The 19,942-nt window shown below is 43.5% G+C and carries 18 protein-coding genes and 1 pseudogene; 1 reads left to right on the top strand and 18 read right to left on the bottom strand.

Annotation, left to right across the window (positions count from 1 at the left end; all coding sequences use genetic code 11):
- Positions 1–19: 19 nt before the first annotated feature.
- The 18 genes and pseudogenes from VIG27_RS08480 to VIG27_RS08395 all read right to left on the bottom strand — a co-directional run bounded on the left by VIG27_RS08480 (position 20) and on the right by VIG27_RS08395 (position 18,447).
- Positions 20–1,615, bottom strand: a complete 1,596-nt coding sequence (locus VIG27_RS08480; protein WP_394527254.1) for an NAD(P)/FAD-dependent oxidoreductase — start codon at positions 1,613–1,615, stop codon at positions 20–22.
- Positions 1,612–2,856, bottom strand: a pseudogene (locus tag VIG27_RS08475) (NAD(P)/FAD-dependent oxidoreductase); the annotation flags it as partial. The pseudogene VIG27_RS08475 and the gene VIG27_RS08480, both read right to left, overlap by 4 nt.
- A gap of 38 nt (positions 2,857–2,894) precedes the next feature.
- Positions 2,895–3,281, bottom strand: coding sequence for a hypothetical protein (locus VIG27_RS08470; RefSeq protein ID WP_394527251.1), 387 nt, complete (start codon positions 3,279–3,281; stop codon positions 2,895–2,897).
- Positions 3,282–3,333: 52 nt separating this feature from the next.
- Complete coding sequence (locus VIG27_RS08465; protein ID WP_394527249.1) at positions 3,334–5,010, bottom strand: putative polysaccharide biosynthesis protein; 1,677 nt, start codon at positions 5,008–5,010, stop codon at positions 3,334–3,336.
- The gene (locus tag VIG27_RS08460) at positions 4,997–6,142 is read right to left on the bottom strand and encodes a DUF3048 domain-containing protein (RefSeq protein WP_394527247.1); all 1,146 of its coding nucleotides are present in this window, start codon (positions 6,140–6,142) and stop codon (positions 4,997–4,999) included. The genes VIG27_RS08465 and VIG27_RS08460 overlap by 14 nt, the downstream gene beginning before the upstream one ends.
- Positions 6,139–6,636, bottom strand: a complete 498-nt coding sequence (gene ybeY / locus VIG27_RS08455; RefSeq protein ID WP_394527242.1) for an rRNA maturation RNase YbeY — start codon at positions 6,634–6,636, stop codon at positions 6,139–6,141. Before ybeY ends, VIG27_RS08460 begins: the two co-directional genes overlap by 4 nt.
- Positions 6,626–7,642 carry a PhoH family protein gene (locus VIG27_RS08450; RefSeq protein WP_394527238.1) on the bottom strand — a complete coding sequence of 339 codons (1,017 nt, stop codon included), beginning with the start codon at positions 7,640–7,642 and terminating at the stop codon, positions 6,626–6,628. The genes ybeY and VIG27_RS08450 overlap by 11 nt, the downstream gene beginning before the upstream one ends.
- Positions 7,629–8,873: a sporulation protein YqfD gene (gene yqfD, locus VIG27_RS08445; protein WP_394527236.1), complete on the bottom strand. Its 1,245-nt coding sequence runs from the start codon at positions 8,871–8,873 to the stop codon at positions 7,629–7,631. The genes VIG27_RS08450 and yqfD overlap by 14 nt, the downstream gene beginning before the upstream one ends.
- A gap of 25 nt (positions 8,874–8,898) precedes the next feature.
- The gene (locus VIG27_RS08440) at positions 8,899–9,165 is read right to left on the bottom strand and encodes a YabP/YqfC family sporulation protein (protein ID WP_394527233.1); all 267 of its coding nucleotides are present in this window, start codon (positions 9,163–9,165) and stop codon (positions 8,899–8,901) included.
- 133 nt (positions 9,166–9,298) lie between these two features.
- On the bottom strand, positions 9,299–9,475 hold the full coding sequence (rpsU, locus tag VIG27_RS08435) for a 30S ribosomal protein S21 (protein WP_008975787.1): 177 nt from the start codon (positions 9,473–9,475) through the stop codon (positions 9,299–9,301).
- A 140-nt stretch (positions 9,476–9,615) separates the two neighbouring features.
- A complete protein-coding gene (gene alaS, locus VIG27_RS08430) occupies positions 9,616–12,222 on the bottom strand; it encodes an alanine--tRNA ligase (RefSeq protein ID WP_394527458.1) in 2,607 nt (868 codons plus the stop codon).
- A gap of 282 nt (positions 12,223–12,504) precedes the next feature.
- A complete protein-coding gene (locus VIG27_RS08425; RefSeq protein WP_394527228.1) occupies positions 12,505–13,383 on the bottom strand; it encodes a lysozyme inhibitor LprI family protein in 879 nt (292 codons plus the stop codon).
- 128 nt (positions 13,384–13,511) lie between these two features.
- A complete protein-coding gene (gene rnhA / locus VIG27_RS08420) occupies positions 13,512–13,988 on the bottom strand; it encodes a ribonuclease HI (protein WP_394527225.1) in 477 nt (158 codons plus the stop codon).
- Between the two features lie 15 nt (positions 13,989–14,003).
- The gene (locus VIG27_RS08415; RefSeq protein WP_394527220.1) at positions 14,004–15,605 is read right to left on the bottom strand and encodes an MBL fold metallo-hydrolase RNA specificity domain-containing protein; all 1,602 of its coding nucleotides are present in this window, start codon (positions 15,603–15,605) and stop codon (positions 14,004–14,006) included.
- A gap of 45 nt (positions 15,606–15,650) precedes the next feature.
- Complete coding sequence (gene spoIVA / locus VIG27_RS08410) at positions 15,651–17,126, bottom strand: stage IV sporulation protein A (protein ID WP_394527217.1); 1,476 nt, start codon at positions 17,124–17,126, stop codon at positions 15,651–15,653.
- Between the two features lie 137 nt (positions 17,127–17,263).
- Positions 17,264–17,473 (bottom strand): hypothetical protein, encoded by a 210-nt coding sequence (locus VIG27_RS08405; RefSeq protein WP_394527214.1) that lies wholly within the window; start codon positions 17,471–17,473, stop codon positions 17,264–17,266.
- 268 nt (positions 17,474–17,741) lie between these two features.
- Positions 17,742–17,879, bottom strand: a complete 138-nt coding sequence (locus tag VIG27_RS08400; RefSeq protein WP_394527212.1) for an exodeoxyribonuclease V subunit alpha — start codon at positions 17,877–17,879, stop codon at positions 17,742–17,744.
- A gap of 16 nt (positions 17,880–17,895) precedes the next feature.
- A complete protein-coding gene (locus VIG27_RS08395) occupies positions 17,896–18,447 on the bottom strand; it encodes an accessory gene regulator B family protein (RefSeq protein WP_394527209.1) in 552 nt (183 codons plus the stop codon).
- Between the two features lie 176 nt (positions 18,448–18,623).
- On the opposite strand from VIG27_RS08395, the gene VIG27_RS08390 reads away from it, so the two are divergent.
- Complete coding sequence (locus tag VIG27_RS08390; RefSeq protein ID WP_394527207.1) at positions 18,624–19,937, top strand: sensor histidine kinase; 1,314 nt, start codon at positions 18,624–18,626, stop codon at positions 19,935–19,937.
- Positions 19,938–19,942 lie beyond the last annotated feature (5 nt).

Genomic DNA, 19,942 nt, shown 5'->3' with positions numbered 1-19,942 from the left:
ATTTTTTAACATTCGTCAATTAGATGGGGAACCTTTCAAATTTGGCGGCAATGGCTTCCGCAACTTTTATTCCATCCATAGCGGCGGACGTAATCCCGCCTGCATACCCGGCACCTTCCCCGCAGGGATAGATTCCTTTGATGCCGGATTCAAACAGCTCGTCTCTTGGGATTCGTACGGGAGATGAGGTCCGGCTTTCCACACCGGCCAGAATAGCATCCTTTCTTGCAAATCCGCGGATCTTCCGGTCAAAAGCCTCCACCCCTTCGATGAAAGCCTCTGATAAATAAGAAGGAAGGAAATCCCGGATAGAAGAAAATCCATACTGCCCTTTGAATGCCGGTTCTACGTCTCCAAAGGATTTGGATAACTGGTTGTTTTTGAAATCCCCATATAACTGCACCGGTATTTTTCCTGCACCGCTTATATAAGCAGCCTGCTCCAGCTTTCGTTGATAGGAAACCCCGGAGAGAGGTCCTGTTCCGTCAAAATCATTGGGGGAAACCGTAACGATTAAGGCGCTGTTGGCATTGGTTCCTGCCCGGTCGTGATAGCTCATCCCATTAACGGCCAGCATATCTGCTTCCGAAGAAGCGTTGACCACATATCCGCCCGGACACATACAGAAGGTATACACCCCTCTGCCGCCTGAACTTTTATGCGTCAGTTTATAGTCAGCGGCACCTAATACATCATGGTGTGCCGTACCGTACTGGGAATAATTTATACTTTCCTGAGGGTGCTGGATTCTAAGTCCGACTGCAAATGGCTTGGCTTCCATAGGAACTCCTCGTTTTTCCAGAATCTCAAAGGTGTCTCTGGAACTGTGCCCTATGGCTAAAACGAGAATCTCAGCCGGAATTTCTTCCTTCTCTTCCACCACCACATGAGAAAGCCGGCCATCCTTTATGATAAAGTCCGTCACACGGCTGTTAAAACGCACGTCTCCTCCAAGCCGGTTGATCTCTTGTCTCATCCGTTTCACGATATTACTTAATACATCGGTTCCAATATGTGGTTTATTGATATAAAGAATGGAGGGATCTGCTCCGAATTCCACAAAAAGTTCAAGCACCTTTCTGTTTCTCATAAAAGGATCTTTTACCAGAGTATTTAACTTCCCATCCGAAAAGGTTCCTGCTCCGCCTTCCCCGAACTGAACATTGCTGTCCGGTTTTAAAATTCCGTTCTTCCAGAATTCATCCACCGACTGTCTGCGCATTTCTACTGACTCTCCGCGTTCCAGAAGAATGGGACGATATCCGTTTCTTGCAAGCATAACACCGCAAAAAAGACCGGCCGGTCCGGTTCCGATAATAACGGGACGGCTGGACAACTTTAAAGACCCGGAGGCGGGAAAACCATATTCTTTTTTTTCGGCCAACACTACATTTACATTTTTTGCTCTATGTATAACCGATTCTTCATTTGGAAGCTTCACATCAATGGAGTAAGTGAAATGAATTTCGTCTTTTTTTCTGGCATCAACGGACTGTTTTATAATTTGAAGACGTTCAATCTGTTTAACCGGTACCTTTAATGTCTTTGCCGCTTTTGCCCAAAGTGCTTCTTCCGTGTGGTCCACCGGAAGCTTTAACTGATTAATTCTGATCATCTCTTTCCTCTTCCTGCATGTTTTCCTGCCAGCACACCGCTGGTCCATGCCCATTGTAAGTTATATCCGCCGCAGATTGCGTCCACATCAAGAATTTCACCGGCCAGATACAGACCGTTTATGATCTTTGATTCCATGGTATTTGCATTTATTTCTCTGGTATCAATTCCGCCGCTGCATACCTGAGCCTGTTCATAGGGATTGGAGGCAGTGATTACGGTTTTTAATCTTTTTAAGGCGGCCGTTAGTTTTTTAATCTGGGCCGAAGTGATTTTGTCTGCATTTCCTGATTGAATCCCGGCCTCCTGCAAAAGTATGGGGATCAATTTTTGATTGATAACACCATTTAAAAACTCTGCTGCCGGTCTGTAATTAAAACGGTTTCTTCTTTCTGTCAGCATCTGCTGTGTTTCCGTAAAATCCATGGATGGAAACAAATCAAGTTCTGCCGTCACCTGTTTTTTTTCATGAATTCCTTTGACAGCAAAACGGCTTATCTGAAAAACCGGAATACCTGAAATCCCATAATCCGTAAACTGCAGCTCTCCCTGGTCACTGGCTATTGTTTTTCCGTCAATTTTCAAGGTGACAAGCGCATCTGTCCGGACACCGGCTGCCTGTTTATACCATTTTTCCCTGCACCTAAGCTGCACCAGGGCCGGCAGGGGCTGGATCACATGATGCCCCAGTGCTTTTGCCAGTTCATAACCGCTTCCATCGGAGCCGGTTTTTGGAGCTGCCATGGAACCGGCTGCCAGAACCACAGCATCTGCTTTTTTCTTTCCTTGAGAAGTTATCACGGTTAAGCCGGGCTTTATCTTCTCCACCTTGCAATCAGTAAGTATGGGAACTCCCAGATGCTTCAGTTCAAAAAGAAGGGCCTCTAAAACAGTAGATGCCTGCCCGGAATTGGGATAAACATAACCGTTTCTATCCGTAAGCACGATACCAAGGTCCCGAAAGAATTCCAAAGTCTGCTCCACGGTAAAACGGTTCAGTACTTGCTCGGCAAATCCAGGGTGATTGCTGCGGTAAGCGCCGTCAGGCCTTGATAAGTTGGTCAGATTGCATTTGCCGTTTCCAGTAGAAAGGAGCTTTTTTCCTGGCTTTGACGTATGTTCCATAATTGTAACAGAAGCTCCCGATCTGGCAGCCATAATTGCCGCTGTAAGACCGGAAGCGCCTCCTCCTACAACTATTACCTGTTGTTTCATATAATCCTCCTGTATCTTCAGACAAGCTGATTGTACCCTGCCTGTCTTTTTGTTTCAAGTAGTTCTTAACTCGTATAGGATTCCAGATAATTAAATACCTCTATCATGGAAGTAAACCATATGCCCTCCATTAACTTTCCGCGTTCTTCCTCTGGAAAATCTGTGACCGGCATATGGGTATAAAGGCAGATGGTGGTCTTATCCTGATAGAGGACGAGTAAATATCCGTCCTCTGAGACAAGATAATATTTTTCTTTGCCCTTTGCGTTAGCAGGCTGCACTTCCTCCTGATTTATGACAATCTGCGCTTCTGTCACCGTTTCGGTTTCCAGGGTCGCCCCCGGAACAGCTTCCTCCGGTCTCACACTGTCTTTCGTAATGATAAAACCGACCCCCAGACAGATCGCAGACGCCGCAACAAACAAAAGAAAGCAGAACATATACTTCTTCATGAGATGATACCTCCTTAATCAAGTATAGTATCTGCTTTTTTTGCATTCTTAATCATAATAGATGGAATTTTCTTGCAATATATACTAATTTCGAGCCTCCAGGCAGACGAACTAATTCTTTTTCATCCACACAATGAAGTTTGAGCAGGAGAACTCCATATACCCCTGCTGCCACTACGATGGCGGCCAATACACCCAAAACATTGCTTTTAAAAATAACATAAATGAAAAAATAAGTTCCGTAAGCGGCTGCACCCATGACTCCTGAGGCCAGTGACGGCAGGATGAAGGTCTTTTTCACCTCCTGCCTGTAATTTAAAAACCGTCCAATTGCCAGGCCGTTGAGGATACACATGGTCAGAGCAAACAGAATATTGGAATAAAGCACCCCATAGATTCCCATTTTAAACACAAATAACAGGATGCAGAGAATTCCAACATGAAGGATCAGGGATATAATCGCATTCTTTAACGGAGTCCGCATATGGTTGATTCCCTGCAGTACCGCATTGGTAACTGTCGAAAGGGAGAAAAGCACGACTGCCACTGATCCATATAACATCATGTTAATCAGGGATGCATTGTCGGTGCCTCTGAATAAAAGATTGCAAATGGGGCCTGCCAGTACAGTCAGTCCCACTGTAGCCGGAATGGAAATGACCATGGAGAAGCGGATGACCATGGAAATTTTACTGAGGATCTGCCCTCTGTTTCGTTCCGCAACAGCCTGAGACAGGGAAGGGATAAGGGCGGAAGCCAAAGAATTTGCAATTGCAACGGGAATGTTAAACAGCAGGCGGTATTTTCCAGAATAAACGCCCCAGTTGGCTGCGATTTCTGAAGCGCCCATTCCAAGGGAAGCCATACCATTTCCATAAATACTGTTATCTATTACCGTACTGATGTTATAGGCAACACTGCTCAGTACGATCGGTAAAACCGTTAATACCAGAACTTTCGACAGTTCCTGATACGATTCCCAATGTCTTGTCCGGTCCCTTCTGGCCTGCTTTCTCATCACCGGCCGGTAGTTGAACAAAATGAAGCCAAGGAATATTAGGGCGGCTAAAGCGCCCGCACCGGTACCAATGGTGCCTCCGGCCGCACCAAAAGCATAAGAATAATCCCTGGCACCATAAATTGCATTGGACTTAAGTCCTGCTTCAAAAAGCTTTGCCGCTGCAAAAATACTGATGACTGCATTGACTATTTGTTCAAACACCTGGGATATGGCTGTGGGAAGCATAGTTCCCAATCCCTGGAAGTATCCACGCAATACGCCAAGGTACGCAATGATCCAGATGGTCGGTGCCAGCGTCTTCAAAGCGTAGCTGGTATAAGGCATTTTTAAAAACTGGTTTGCAAAAACATCTGCTCCAAACCATAATACCGCTGCCCCGATTCCGCCAACCACCGTTCCATAAAGCATGGATACCTTTAAAACACGAAAGGAATTCACATATTCCTTCCGTGCGACTCTCATGGCAACCATCTTAGAAACTGCAGTAGGCAGACTGTATGAGGAAACGATTAATAGAATGGAATAGATCGAAAAAGCCGAACTATAATACCCGTTTCCTTCATCTCCTAAAATACTGGCAAGGGGGATACGGTAAAACATTCCGATGATACGGACGATAATTCCGGCAGCCGCAAGAATTGTACCCTGAATCAGGAAATTCGTGGCCCCCCTTTTTGTTGATGTTCTCTTTGTCCTATTGTTTTCCATATAATTCTACATTGGGAGAATCCTGTGCGGATATAATGCAAACCCAGGTTTTGCCCTGGTTCAGGATAATCTCGTTATTCTCCATGTCGTAATAATGTGTTGGACCGAATTCATTATCCTTCGACCACTTGATGGGGATGGCACGTCCTTCGGTAATGAACATGCCGTAAGAATCGCTCTGTACATTTATGTTCAGATAATCCGTAGTTGCATAATGAGCGGCAGGACAATACTGCAGAATAATGTTTTTCACTTTAATCTGTCCTTCATCTCCTTTATGGGCGGCTCCGAATTGGAAACGGTAATAAAGCCCATCCTCTTCGTGGTATTCAAACCACGGCTTATTCAACTTATAACCAGGATAAACTTTATACGCCTCCTTAACACCGGGAGCCTCTTGAAGAGTAACTTCTTTTCCTGTTTTGGCAAACCGGTAATGCCCCTGGTAGGATGGATCATATTCCTGGGAATATCCCAGCTGGTGTATGGCTTTATTCAAGCGCTTGCCGCTGGTGTAGGCATTGTGGGGAGGCTTGCGGTCTCTGGACCGGAAAAATGCCACATTGCCGATGGCTTCCACGCCATTGATATTATCCACATTGGCTAAGTAAGGCTTTGCGAAGGTACTTTGTCCGTAATGGGCATAGATCGCATCAAATTCACGGGCGAAGTATGTATAGTATGTGCGGCAGCTTCTTACGGAACCGATACGTTCCAGACTGTCATAGTCTTCCAGTATGGCCATATACCGGTTTATGCCCCCTTCTGCAGGTGCTTCATAAACAACGCCTGCCCGGTTAATCCCGTATTGGGGGAGCGCGGCTTTATCATTGCTCATCATTACGGCCACCGGTCTCCGGTTTCCAATGGCTGCATCCACCATCTCTCCGGTTAGATAACTGCGTATCATTCCGTCTTTTTCCTGGCGTTCTGAAAAGGTATAGTAATCTCCCGGACTCTCATCCGATGTATGATCGGCCTCTGTACTGCTGTTTATTTTAATATCATCTGCATTCACATCCTCAGTTGCCTGTTCCGTTACCGATACTGATTCATATCGTTTCCCGCATCCAAACAAAAAAGCGCCAGACAGCATCACACCGGCAAGACCAAACCATACCTTTTTCATCATCTCACATATCCCCTCCGACTTAAAATTTCCTCCTGCTTCTTTTCCATAAGCAGACGTTCCTCTTCTTCCATATGGTCATAGCCAAATAAGTGGAGCATACTGTGAGCCACCAGAAACGCCATCTCTCTCGTCTGAGAGTGCCCGTATTTTTCTGCCTGTTCTTCCACCTTATCAACGGATATTACAATGTCTCCAAGTAAAAGCTCCCCGGTTTCCGGATTAAAATAATCATTTGCCATCTCCTCCAGACGGTCAAAGTCGGAAGGAGTCTCATAGTCCACCATTGGAAAAGAAAGAACATCCGTAGGGCTGTCGATCTTCCGGTACTCTTTATTGATCTGACGGATATCCTCATTGTCGGTGATCAGAACATTGACCTCTGCTTCATAAGGGCAGTTTTCATAGTCCATGGATTCCTCCACCACATGGTTAATAATCTCCTTATATGGAATATCCAGCTTTTTTTCTGCCTCGTATTCAATATTAATTGTCATAATGCGCCTTTCTGCCTCGGACGGTCTTTGTCTTCCGATCTTCGGTCTTTTTCTTTGACTCAAATTCATCATAAGCCTGTACAATTTTTTGCACAAGAGGATGACGGACCACATCGCTGCTCGTCAACTGACAGAAACTGATGTCGTCGATCTTTTTTAAAATCCTCATTGCCGTATCAAGCCCGGATACCGTACCCGACGGAAGATCCTTCTGGGTCTGGTCGCCGGTAACGATCACTTTGGAACCAAAACCGATTCTTGTCAAAAACATCTTCATCTGGGCAGGCGTTGTATTCTGGGCCTCATCAAGAATGATATAAGCATTGTCCAGGGTTCGTCCTCTCATATACGCCAGGGGAGCAACTTCGATCAGACCTTTTTCTGAATTGTGGAGAAAACTTTCCGCCCCCATAATCTGGTACAAGGCATCGTATAAAGGTCTTAAATAAGGGTCAATCTTGCTTTGGAGATCGCCTGGAAGAAATCCCAGCTTCTCTCCGGCTTCAATGGCTGGTCTTGTGAGAATGATCCGGTTGACCTCTCCATTTTTAAATGCCTGAATGGCCATAGCCATGGCAAGATAGGTTTTTCCTGTTCCGGCCGGTCCGATTCCAAAGACAATCATCTTTTTCCGGATCTGGTCCACATACTGCTTCTGCCCAAGAGTCTTAGGCTTTACCGGTTTTCCTGAAACGGTCCGGCAGATTATATCTTTATCAATTTCAAGGATCTGGCTGTCGTTTTCAGAAAATGACAGAGAAAGGGCATAATCCACGTTTTGTTCGGTAATGGTATTCCCCCGTTTGGACAGCTCGATCAGGTTATTGAATACGCTTCTTGCCTTCTGGACCATCGGTTCCGGTCCAATGATTTTAAGAGCGCCATCTCTTCCGATCATTGTGACATGAAGGGTCCGTTCAATTTTCTTCAAGTAGCTGTCAAACTGTCCGCATACATTTTTCTCGTGTTCTGCTGGAATATCTATGATTGTCTCAATTACGCTCATCTGAATGATTTGTCTCCTCCGGTTCCTCTGTTCTTTGTATCTCCAGCGCTTCCTGCCTTCCCAATGGTTCATCGGTCACAAAGTCTATGGCAATTTGGCATAAAGATTCATTATCTAGTATTTTAACATGATTTTCTAGAATTTGTACCCCTTTTTCCAATAATTTTTTTTCATAATCTTTGTTAAACTTATGGGCAAGTTCCTTTTTCTCTTCCTCCTTATAGGGACGTTCATAGGATATATACTCTTTTCCCGTAATCTTTCCCGTATAAATAGGCAGGTAAAAATTCTCGAATAAATGAAGCTGTTCTTCCTCCATGGTCCTCTTCCAGGATGTTCCGTCGGGTCTGGGGCGCATAAGCAAAAAGGAATACCGAAACGCCTTAATATAATAGCCCTTCCGCACCCTTCCCGTTTCCACATCAATTTTACGGTACATGGGAATCTGTTTGGTGTAATGATGCTCCGTACGGGCACGAATATCCGCATCGGAATGAACATAATGGGTATTTATGATTTCTTCGCTGTCACCAATGACAGGAAGCGTCCCGCTGACTAAAACCTGGCCTTTTGTGACGGTATCTCCGACCGCCACCATAGGAACTCCGGTCCGCACGATCATGGAGGTGATGACCCCGTCTTTTTCCGCTACAAGATCACATGGAGTCTCATCTTTTACAGGAATCTGAGACAGCACTTCATTTTCCTTTATTTTAACCAAAAGCCTGGTTCCTGATACCCTTGCGGATACCCAGGTTATTTCAGGAAATGCAGTACGGAGCGATTCTTCCAGTCCGTCACAGTCAATTTTCGACTTCTGCATCCCGTAGTGGATTTTTTCTGATTCACAATACTTCAGCAAAGTGTCGTATGTATACATCTGGTTCCCATCAAACTCGATATCCCATATAAAAAGAGACAGGGAGTAGAGAATCATAAAAAAACCCAAAAATCCGGCAGCATAAAACTTTCGGTTTTTATTGCGGTATAAAAAAAAAGGAAGTCCAAACTTTTTTAAAATCCTAAGTCTGACCTTCGATTTACGGACAATGGGTTTTATCTTGCGAAAACCGGAAACAGTCATGAAAAACTGATACGTCTGGCCCGAATTTACCACGTTCCATAATTCAATTTCATGAACCGTACACATATTTAAAAACCGTTCCGGAGAAAATCCGGACATTTCTATAAAAAGATAACCGAAGAAACGGCGATTCAGCCATTCAAGCACTTCCTTACACCTCCAGCTCCCCTATTTATTCAAACTCCAGGGATTTGATATATCCGTTGATTTTCATCTCCTCATTGGTATAATATTCAATCATCAGCCTGCTTCCGCTGATAATAACCCGGCAATTTTTCGCTTGAATTTTAATGGAGCAATCGGTGTATAAAATAATACTCCGGTAATTTTCGATCACAACACTGTGGCGTCCAAGAAAAGACACAAGCACCTCTCCCAAAACAACATCTTTGGGAAGTTTTAAGGCAGAAGCCGCTTTTTCCTTTGATTCCTCCAACATATCTTCTCTGCCTTTCTCTCTGTTATTACTTTATACTATATGCAAAGAGGATATGGAAAATTCTACAGCACTCAAAAACTAGAAAAAACCCCTGGTTATGCCTAAGCCAAACCAGAGGTTTATCTTTTAACAATTAGTTATATTTACGTTTTCTTGCAGCTTCAGACTTTTTCTTACGTCTTACGCTTGGCTTTTCGTAATGTTCTCTCTTACGAATTTCCTGCTGGATACCTGCTTTAGCACAGTTTCTTTTGAATCTGCGTAAAGCGCTATCTAAGGTCTCGTTGTCTTTAACGATTACATTTGACATAGCTCACACCTAACCTCCCTCCAGTTGTGTACTTGTGCATAATACAACTGTTTGGGTATTTTATAGCACTGATATGATTATAGCATAATTCTGCCATTCGTCAAGAAAAACTTTCATAATTTTTCGTATTTCAACAGCAATTATTTCACCTGTTCTGCAACCACTTCTGCAACTTTTGAAAGGCATGCATCAACGCCGGCCGGATTCTTTCCGCCTGCCTGAGCCATATTGGGACGTCCGCCGCCGCCGCCGCCCACAAGGGATGCAATGGCTTTGAGCAGATTTCCTGCATGAGCACCTTTTTTCTGGGCTTCCTCTGTTACAGCAGCCATCAGATTGACTTTTTCACCCTGAATGGAGGCAATTACAATAACACCTTCTCCGATTTTATCCTTTAACTGATCGCCAAGATTACGAAGTCCATTCATATCCACATCCATTACCTTTGTGGCGAGAACCTTTACTCCCTTAATCTCCTGCACCTGATCCATAACATCGCCAAGAGAATCTTTTGCAAGTTTGCTCTTTAATTTCTCATTTTCAGAGTGAAGAGCCTTGATTTCTTCTAAAAGGGACTCAATCTTCGCTGTCAAGGAAGAAGGGGTTGTCTTTGCCGCTTTTGCTGCTTCATGGAATTCTCTTTCCAGCTCTTCATAATAATGCATGAGTCCGTCACCGGTCAATGCTTCAATTCTGCGTACTCCTGCAGCAATTCCAGTCTCGGAAAGGATTTTAAAGAAACCGATCACGCCAGTATTGGAAACATGGGTTCCTCCGCAAAGCTCCGTAGAAAAATCACCCATCTTTACAACGCGTACCGTATCTCCGTACTTTTCGCCAAACAATGCCATAGCACCGGATTTCTTTGCCTCTTCCAAAGACATGACTTCCGTGTTTACCGGAAGGGATTCTTTGATTTTATCGTTTACAAGTGTTTCTACCTGACGGATCTCTTCCGGTGTCAGCGCAGAAAAATGAGTAAAGTCAAAACGCAGCCGGTCTCCGTCGACGAAAGATCCTGCCTGTTCCACATGGCTGCCCAGAACGGTCCTTAACGCTTTTTGAAGCAGATGGGTGGCGCTGTGGTTTTTGCCTGTGTTCTGGCGGTTTTCTTCACAGACTTTTAAAGTAACTGTATCGCCGGTCTGAAGCATTCCTTTTACCATTTTCCCTACATGACCAATCTTTCCGCCCTGTAAATGAATGGTATCCTCTACTCTGAATTCCCCATTCTCACTGAATATGGTGCCGACATCTCCCTGCTGACCGCCCATGGTTCCGTAAAATACGGTCTGATCGGTTATAATGGTGCCGACCTCACCATCTGTAAGGGCCTCCACGATCTCTGTATCAGTGGTAAGCACTGTAATCACAGAATCACAGACGAATTGATCGTAACCGATGAATTCTGAAGAAATAGCCGGATCTATGGACTGGTACACCGTAACATCCGCCCCCATATAATTGGTGGTCTTTCTGGCATTCCTTGCAGTTTCCCGCTGAACCTGCATGGCAGTCTTAAAGCCTTCTTCATCGACTTTGAAGTTCTTTTCCGCAAGGATCTCCAGGGTTAAATCAAGAGGGAAACCATAAGTATCATATAGCTTAAATGCTTCTTCTCCGGAAAGAACGGTCTCCTTCTTCTTTCTCATCTCTTCTTCTAATTCATTTAAGATAGCAAGTCCCTGATCAATTGTCTTATTAAACTTGTCTTCCTCCTGGGTGAGGACCTTTAAAATCATGGCCTTCTTTTCTTCCAGCTCCGGATATCCATCTTTTGATAAGTCAATCACCGTCTGGGACAGGTCTGCAAGAAACTTTCCTTCTATTCCTATGAGTCTGCCATGACGTGCTGCTCTGCGGAGCAGACGGCGGAGCACATAGCCTCTTCCTTCATTCGACGGCATAATTCCGTCGGAAATCATAAAGGTGCAGGAACGGACATGGTCTGTGATCAGACGAAGAGATACATCCACGTCAGAATCCTTTTTATATTCAGTATGAGCCAGATCTGCCACACGGTTTAAAAGGGCTTTTATGGTGTCCACATCAAAGATGGAATCCACATCCTGAACAACGACTGCGAGACGTTCCAGACCCATGCCGGTATCAATATTTTTCTGCTTTAATTCCTCATAGTTGCCATGACCGTCATTCTCAAACTGAGTGAAGACGTTATTCCATACTTCCATGTAACGGTCACATTCACAGCCTACGGTACAGTCAGGCTTGCCGCAGCCGTATTTTTCTCCGCGGTCATAATATATTTCAGAACAAGGTCCGCATGGGCCTGCACCATGCTCCCAGAAGTTGTCCTCCTTGCCCATACGGAAAATGCGTTCCGGTGCAATTCCGATCTTCTTATTCCAGATTTCAAATGCTTCATCGTCTTCTAAATATACCGATGGATACAGTCTGTCTGCTTCCAGCCCAACCACTTCCGTTAAAAATTCCCAGGACCAGTGAATCGCTTCATCTTTAAAATAATCACCAAAAGAAAAATTACCGAGCATCTCGAAGAATGTGCCGTGGCGTGCTGTTTTTCCGACATTCTCGATATCTCCTGTCCGGATGCATTTCTGGCAGGTGGTCACTCTTTTTCTGGGAGGGATCTCCTGTCCGGTAAAATAAGGCTTGAGCGGAGCCATACCTGAGTTAATCAACAACAAGCTATTATCATTATGAGGAACCAGGGAGAAGCTTTTCATCGCCAGATGTCCCTTACTCTCAAAAAATTCAAGGAACATTCTCCTCAGTTCATTCACACCATAGTTCTTCACGTTACTGTCCTCCGTTTGTTATATTGTCTATTCTGACAAAGTGCCGGCACTGGCGGCATTCTTGCAATTATCTTACTATCCTATCATAAGGGATTTTATTTATCAAGATGTTCCAATGGAAATTTTTACATTCAAATAAAAAAGCAGGGTAAAAGCCACAATCAAACAGGCAGACAACCCGACAAAGCGGCAAAAAAGACTGATTCACAGGAATCAGCCTCAGACTTTAAAAAATGGTTTTTTAGCCCTTTATGGGGACTCCTCCTCAGAAAGAACATCCGTATATTCCTTTACCAGTTCATACGCTCTCGCTCTCGTTGATTCCGCAAGGGAAGCCGTATATTCCAGGCCTTCCAGAGTTCCTCCGCTGTACTTTTTAGCCGCTTCCTCTGCTTTGGCATCCCTGCTTTTAATCCAGGCCTGCTGGGATGCTTCCAGGGACTTTCTTTCTTCGTCGGAAAGCTTCCGGGCTATGGTTTCATAAATCGTATTTTGTTCCAAATTCCATAGTTTTAACTCTTTATCCGCAAGAGCCTTCATGGAGTAGGTATTGGAATCTCCTGATTCATCCCGGATCTTTCTGATTTGCTCATCCAGATTCTCCAGATGTTTTTCATAGTCGACAGTTCCTTCCGAATGAGCAGAACCATTGGAAAACTTATATTTGGTGTCAGGTGCTTTGGGAGACATTACGGTTTCCTGCACAGATTCTTTTGCCGGAACTTCAGAAGCCGCCTGAGCGATTTGAGGAGCTGCCTGCGTCTGCTCCGGGCTTTCATCAGTCTTTTCCGGCATCTGGGTGTCTGCCGCAGAAGGGGTCTGCTGCTGTGTAAGAGCGTTCCCGGCTTCCGGCATACTTCTTGCCGCTTTCTTTGGCGTCACCGGTTCTTCCTGTAGCCGGGCCGGTTTATCCAATGTGTTATTTTCTGCTGAAAACAATTCCTGTTCTTTGCTGTAATGTCTCTCTTCCAGGTCAGAAGGCGGTTGGGAACCGGAAAGAGTCCGATTCTCTTGAGAATCCGCAGTGTGCTGTTTACTGTTTATAAAACTGGTGGTCGTTAAAGTCACAAGAACTCCAATCACCAGTATCATTCCTATGACAATCCATATTCCTCTGTTTCTATTCATGAACGATCATCCTAATCTGTTTTGATGAAGTTACCATATCACAAATAAAAAAGAAAGAAAATAGAAATTCGCATTTAGTAAGACATCGTAAGAGATATGTAAGTATTTGGCATCCGATGCCAATGATGTTACAGTCCCTCATCGACCAGAAGATTATCTCCATCCGCCGCAGTGGTTGCCAGCAAATCACACCGCTCATTCTGGGGATGACCAGCATGTCCTTTTACCCAGTGGAAAGTTACCTGATGGGGCTTTTTGGCCTTTAAAAGCCTTTCCCATAGATCAATGTTCTTCACCGGACCGCTTTTTCCCCGTTTCCAGTTGTTTTTGATCCAGTTATCAATCCAGTGCTGGTTAAACGCATCAACCACATACTTGGAATCAGAATACAGATCCACCTGGCATGGCCTTGTTAAAGCCTCCAGCCCTGCAATGGCTGCCATGAGTTCCATACGGTTGTTGGTAGTCTTTACATACCCTGCGGAAAGTGTTTTTTCATGGAGCTGCCCTTTGGAATCCGTAAATTGCAAAACCGCACCGTATCCACCCGGTCCATCAGGGTTTCCTCTTGCAGCTCCGTCAGTAAATAATTGTACTCTTGTCACGATCTCTTGTTCTCCTTATCTATCCCATTTATCACATAATGAATTTATTTGATCCGCAAATTTGGCAAGATCTTTGTTGGCACCGCCCTCATTGTGGCGGATCACCTGCAAAAGCCTTTCTCCGGCGGCAAAAAGCCGTCCATATACACCTGCCGGTTTCTTTTGGGGTTCCAATGCTCTGGCCGCTTCGATCCCTTCCGTTTTTTCCAGCCATTTGCCTCTGGAAAGGTCATAGATAGACCCGGAAAATGGAGCCGAAACTTTAAATCCATATTCTTTTTCAAGAAGCTGTTCAAAAGAATCACAGACCAGATTGTCACCGTGAACCAAAAATACTTCCCGCGGCTTTTCTTCAAATGCATTCAACCAGCCAATCAGTCCTTCCATATCTGCGTGGGAACTCATCCCGTCCATTGATTCTATGTGAGCCTCGACCTGAATGGTTTCACCAAATAATCTGACTTCACCTGCTCCGTCTATCAGACTTCTTCCAAAAGTCCCAACGGATTGGTAGCCGGTAAAGACAACGGTACACTCAGGCCTCCATAAATTATGTTTCAAATGATGCCGGATCCGGCCGGCATCGCACATCCCGGCCGCGGATATAATTACCTTCGGCTTTGGGTTAAAATTGATGTTCCTGGAATCTTCGCTGGTAACAGAAAGCTTAAGCCCCGGAAATGAAATGGGGTTTATGCCGCTTAAAACCAGCTCCTTTGTCTCACGATCGTAGCAATCTACCAGATTATCCTTAAACACCTGGGTAGCTTCTACCGCAAGAGGGCTGTCTACGTAAACTTCAAATCCGTCATGTCCTGTGACCCGGTTTTCTGTCTTCATGCGGCGGAATATATAGAGCAGTTCCTGGGTTCTTCCTACTGCAAATGCAGGAATTACCACATTGCCGCCTCTGTCCAGCGTTTTCTGGACAATGCTGGAAAGCGCAGAAACATGATCGGGAATTGCCCCGTGCAGGCGGTCCCCATAAGTACACTCCATAACTACATAATCAGCTTCTTTTATATACTGAGGGTCCCGGATAAGCGGTTTGTTCCGATTGCCGATATCACCGGAAAAAACGATTTTTCTGGTGAACTCCTCTTCGGTAATCCAGATTTCAATAGAAGCGGAACCAAGGAGGTGACCTACATCAATAAATCGAATGGTCAAACCATCGTCCAGCTCTGCTTTTTCGTCGTAAGCATAGGAACGAAACAGTTTAAGCACTCCTGTCACATCATTGATTCCATATAAGGGCTCTTCTTCCGGCAGCCCTGCCCGTCTTGCCTTGCGGTTTTTCCACTCTGTTTCAGCCTCCTGGATATGAGCACTGTCTTTTAACATAATTCCGCACAAGTCCGCGGTGGCCACAGTGGAAATCACCTGTCCCCGGAAGCCTCTGGCATAGATAAAGGGGAGCATACCTGCATGGTCGATATGAGCATGGGTTAAAAGGACATAATCAATCTCTGCATAGCTCACCGGCAGATTCGCATTCTGAAACCGGTCAATCCCCTGCTCCATACCGCAGTCCACAAGGATTTTTAAACCTGCTGCGTCCAGATAATGACAGCTTCCGGTAACCTCGTGGGCTGCGCCAATGAACATCAATTTCATATGAGCCCTCCTTTTGTATCTATTTTTTCATATTATACCATTAATTTAGATAATAATGCAAATCATACCGCCATTACTATCATTAATAATTTTTTGGAGGGTGTCCTGGAGCTTTAGCTGACAGTCTTCCGTCAGCTGGGAGACTTTGGCCTGTATGCCGTCTTCTACGATCTGCTCAATGGATTTTCCGAAAATATTGGTATTCCAGATGCCTTCTTCACTGTCTCTTGCATTTTCTTTAATATAAGCGATCAAATCCTCTGCCTGCTGTTCACTTCCTACGATCGGAGCGATTTCTGTCTGGATATGAGCCTTGATTAAATTGATTGAAGGTGCTTCCGCACGCATTTTTACACCGTATTTGTTTCCATGCTTAATAACTTCCGGTTCGTCTAACATGATCTCAGACCGTTCCGGTGTCACAACACCATACCCCTTTAATCGTACCTGGCTCATGGCCTGATTCACCTTTTCATACTCCGCTTTCATCTTGGCAAGTTCACTCAATGTCTGCATGAGCTGGTATTCGCCCTCAATGGGAAGACCAACATAATCGCTTAAAATCTGATAATAATAACTGTCATCCACATCCATTCCTACTGCCACACTGCCGTCTGCCATATTCATATTCTGGACTTTGATGGAACGAATGCTTTCAACGGCTCCGTCGTATAGATCAGAAGCAACATCCTTCATATGGGTCACTTTCTTCACCATATTCTTTGCGGCATCAATCACCTGGGCCTTCAGCCAGTGAGTGGGAGGAAGAATTTCAAGCCATTTCGGAATGAAGAAATCCATTTCTGTCACAGGAAATTCTTTCAAGACCCGTTCCATAATGTTATTGACATCCTCTTTCTTTAATTGCTCACAGTTAATCGGAAGAACCGTTACACCGTATTTCTGGTTCATTTCCGTTGAGAGTGCCGAAGTTTCATCAGAAAATGGTTTTGCAGAATTAAGAAGAATGATAAACGGTTTCCCAAGATTTTTTAACTCCTGGACGGTGCGTTCCTCTGCTGCTATGTAGTTGGCACGTTTCAGTTCACCGATGGAGCCATCTGTAGTAATGACGACCCCAATGGTAGAATGGTCATTGATAACTTTTCTGGTTCCTATTTCTGCTGCTTTGGTAAATGGGATCTCATAATCAAACCAGGGAGTTTTTACAAGACGTTCTTCGTCATTTTCAATATGACCGGCGGCTCCGTCTACCATAAAGCCTACGCAGTCAATCAAACGGACCTTTGCTTCAATTTCATCTCCCAGGCGAATGGTCGCTGCTTCCTTGGGGATAAATTTGGGCTCTGTGGTCATAATGGTTTTGCCTGCCGCACTTTGGGGCAGTTCGTCCCTTGTCTGAGTTTTCTGGTGTTCATCTTCCATTCCCGGTAAAACCATTAATTCCATGAAACGTTTAATGAAGGTTGATTTACCAGTCCTTACCGGTCCCACCACTCCGATGTAGATTTCACCGTTGGTTCGGGCTTTGATATCATTGTATACGTTATAATTGTCCATAAAGATTCCCCCTTCTGTGCTGTTACACTATATGCGGAGGAGAAAAGATTATTCCCTTTTTATATAGTAATAATTTTTCCTGTATAACCGAAACAGGTGCAGGGAAAGAATATAAAATCCTCTCTCTGCACCTGCCTTTATATCGTTCCGATCTGGGAAATCTCTGATTCATTATCGAGATACTCGACCACAGCTTTCCTCTCCGGAACGGTTGTTATCACCTCAATGAAATACTCTTCTGGAATGATCCTTGGTTTTCTGCGTGTAGATAACATTCTTTTTTCCGCAGAACCGGCAAACAGCTTGTCCTCCCATTTGATAAACTTTTGAAATAATTTTTTTCTCATTCGTGTTTTCTCCTGTTCTTAATTGAAATTGCACGGAACAACTCATAAAATAATGATAAGATTTGATGCAAATTATTTGCCAAACGAATCAAAATTTCCCCCTTGGTTGTTCCGTGTAAATCAATTTTCATATCAGGATCAGTATGTAAACGAATCTGATATCATTGCGCTTTTTCAATTCAAATGACTTTTGATCATTTTCAAACTCATACCGGACTTGTTTGTTAAAGATTTCTTTAACTGTCTTTCATAAGTAACAGGTCTACGATTATTTTGCATTGTTCGCTTTTAAAACTTCCTCCGGGATTTTTCTTTCATAAATTCCAGCAGGAATACTTCTTCCTACGGAATTCAAGGAAATTTTTACTAATGTCTTTTGTACTTTTTCAATAAATGTTTTCTTCATCCCTTGTTCTCTCCTTTTAATTATTTTTATTTTGGGGAAGCAATGTCATTACTTCCAAAATAACTGGAATCATAATCAGTTCTCTTAATGATGGGAATATGGAAGCAACCGCCATCAAAATGGATAATACAACAGAAGATGCAATCTTCTTATTTAATATATCCTTTGGACTGAAATATTCTATATTTATAGTGCGGGGAGCACAGAGCCAGACGACTACGATTGATACTGCAAAGATTAACGGCAACACTGAAATATGCATGTGAATAAAAATATCACCCAAAAGTGACACTGCCCATAAAAGCAGCATGCTGAATCCACAGCCCATTCCCGTTTTCGCATGAATCCCTCCGGCCTGAAGCCGAAAACCGCAAAAGGATAATAAGATTATAAACGTTTCAAACCCTTTTCCAATGAAAAGACCGATTATCAGAATTATTGCAAGCTTAATGCTATTATCAAGCAACAATTCCATTCCATATTGAATCACTTTGTTTTCGTCTTGGCTTTTTGGATTGATTTTATTCATCCAATTGCAAAATCTGACAGCAATTCTGGAAATATCCATAAGTATCACCACCATTTGCACCTATATTACCATATCTTCAATCAAATGAATGTTTTTGCAATTTTCGTTGAATTTTTCTTCTTAAACGTTAGATGTGTAATCTATACAAACAATTTCCTTTACTTTCCTTTATCAACAAGGTAAAATATATTTACTTACTAATGAGGTGATATATCATGACTTATTTTATTTATACATTGACCGGAGGAATCTGTACTTATTTTTCTTGTGTCAATCTGCTTCCCGTTCAACTTACAAAGCTCCGGAAACTCATCCTTTTCCTATATGCATTTGGAAGTCTGTTTTTGTTTAACAGAATTTACGGACAGGCCAGCACCTATATTACATTCATAGGATTGCTGTTTTTGAATTTTCTGTTTGCAAAGGATCCTCTTTTAAATATGTCCTGCTATCTATTTGGTTACCTTTATACCGTTTCTTTTAACTACCTTTTTATGTGGATTGCCGGTATGATGCTCAACATGGACATGCAGGCCTTATTGACCCATAATGTGCTTAGTATCCTGTTTTCCACGATCTACAGCTTTTATTGCGGTATCTCTACAAAAATCATTGGGTGGTATATTCATAAAAAACTGGATATTTCCAAATATTTAACCAATCAGCACCTGTTGAAGGCTATTTTTATTGACCTGTTTGTTTTGGTGTTCTTTTTTATCTTCAATTTTTCTTATGGGGAATACTTGGGATACAGCTATGGTGTGATTGCACTCAACGGAATCATATTTCTTTTGCTGTTTGCAATCACGGTATTTCTTATGTATTCAATTTATAAGGCTACCATCAGAGAACAAACCCATAAGCACCGTATGGCGCAGTTTGAAAACCTTCAGCTGTACACGGAACGCCTGGAAACTTCTTATGGGACCATGCGTAAATTCAAACATGATTATATGAATATTTTAAGTACCATGTCAGGATATATGGAAGAAAATGATATGGCAGGTCTGATGGAGTATTACGGCAGCCAGGTTCTTCCGATCAGTCATGCGTTTTCAGAATCGGATACCAAGCTTGGGGCACTGTCCAATATAAAGAACACGGCTTTAAAAAGCCTTCTCTCTTCTAAATTTATTTATTCTATGGAAATTGGTATCAAAGCGGAAATCGAATTAACAGAACCTATTGACACGTTCCATATGGACATCCTGGAGCTGTCACGGATCATCGGTATCTTTTTTGACAATGCGGTGGAGGCTGCAGCGGAAACCAAAGAAAAAGAACTGATTTTCTGCATGTTTTATAAAGATGACCGGCTTTTTGTAATTATACGGAACACCGCGCTCCCGCCGGATCATGCCATCTCCGAGCTTCGGAGCCATGGAGTCTCCTCAAAAGGGGAAAACCGGGGAGTCGGTTTATATAACGTAGAAATGATCTTAAAAAATTACGACAATGCCATTTGGAATACTACATATGAAGAGCCATATTTTACACAGGAACTGATCCTGATGAAACCTGGTTCTTGAGGAGC

Source organism: Lacrimispora sinapis (genome assembly GCF_043633585.1).
In the GTDB taxonomy this organism is placed as follows: domain Bacteria; phylum Bacillota; class Clostridia; order Lachnospirales; family Lachnospiraceae; genus Lacrimispora; species Lacrimispora sinapis.
Note: the sequence above shows the minus strand (reverse complement) of the source record. Positions and strands in the feature narration are given on the sequence as shown.

Bases quoted from the DNA above. Each gene is read 5' to 3' on its own strand.
- rpsU (WP_008975787.1), bottom strand. From the start codon at position 9,475: ATGTCAAATGTAATCGTTAAAGACAACGAGACCTTAGATAGCGCTTTA.
- VIG27_RS08470 (WP_394527251.1), bottom strand. From the start codon at position 3,281: ATGAAGAAGTATATGTTCTGCTTTCTTTTGTTTGTTGCGGCGTCTGCG.
- VIG27_RS08390 (WP_394527207.1), top strand. From the start codon at position 18,624: ATGACTTATTTTATTTATACATTGACCGGAGGAATCTGTACTTATTTT.
- VIG27_RS08440 (WP_394527233.1), bottom strand. From the start codon at position 9,165: ATGTTGGAGGAATCAAAGGAAAAAGCGGCTTCTGCCTTAAAACTTCCC.
- ybeY (WP_394527242.1), bottom strand. From the start codon at position 6,636: ATGACAATTAATATTGAATACGAGGCAGAAAAAAAGCTGGATATTCCA.
- VIG27_RS08400 (WP_394527212.1), bottom strand. From the start codon at position 17,879: ATGAAGAAAACATTTATTGAAAAAGTACAAAAGACATTAGTAAAAATT.
- VIG27_RS08465 (WP_394527249.1), bottom strand. From the start codon at position 5,010: ATGGAAAACAATAGGACAAAGAGAACATCAACAAAAAGGGGGGCCACG.
- VIG27_RS08480 (WP_394527254.1), bottom strand. From the start codon at position 1,615: ATGATCAGAATTAATCAGTTAAAGCTTCCGGTGGACCACACGGAAGAA.
- VIG27_RS08395 (WP_394527209.1), bottom strand. From the start codon at position 18,447: ATGGATATTTCCAGAATTGCTGTCAGATTTTGCAATTGGATGAATAAA.
- spoIVA (WP_394527217.1), bottom strand. From the start codon at position 17,126: ATGGACAATTATAACGTATACAATGATATCAAAGCCCGAACCAACGGT.
- VIG27_RS08450 (WP_394527238.1), bottom strand. From the start codon at position 7,642: ATGAGCGTAATTGAGACAATCATAGATATTCCAGCAGAACACGAGAAA.
- VIG27_RS08405 (WP_394527214.1), bottom strand. From the start codon at position 17,473: ATGAGAAAAAAATTATTTCAAAAGTTTATCAAATGGGAGGACAAGCTG.
- VIG27_RS08460 (WP_394527247.1), bottom strand. From the start codon at position 6,142: ATGATGAAAAAGGTATGGTTTGGTCTTGCCGGTGTGATGCTGTCTGGC.
- VIG27_RS08415 (WP_394527220.1), bottom strand. From the start codon at position 15,605: ATGAAATTGATGTTCATTGGCGCAGCCCACGAGGTTACCGGAAGCTGT.
- VIG27_RS08425 (WP_394527228.1), bottom strand. From the start codon at position 13,383: ATGAATAGAAACAGAGGAATATGGATTGTCATAGGAATGATACTGGTG.
- alaS (WP_394527458.1), bottom strand. From the start codon at position 12,222: ATGTTCCTTGAATTTTTTGAGAGTAAGGGACATCTGGCGATGAAAAGC.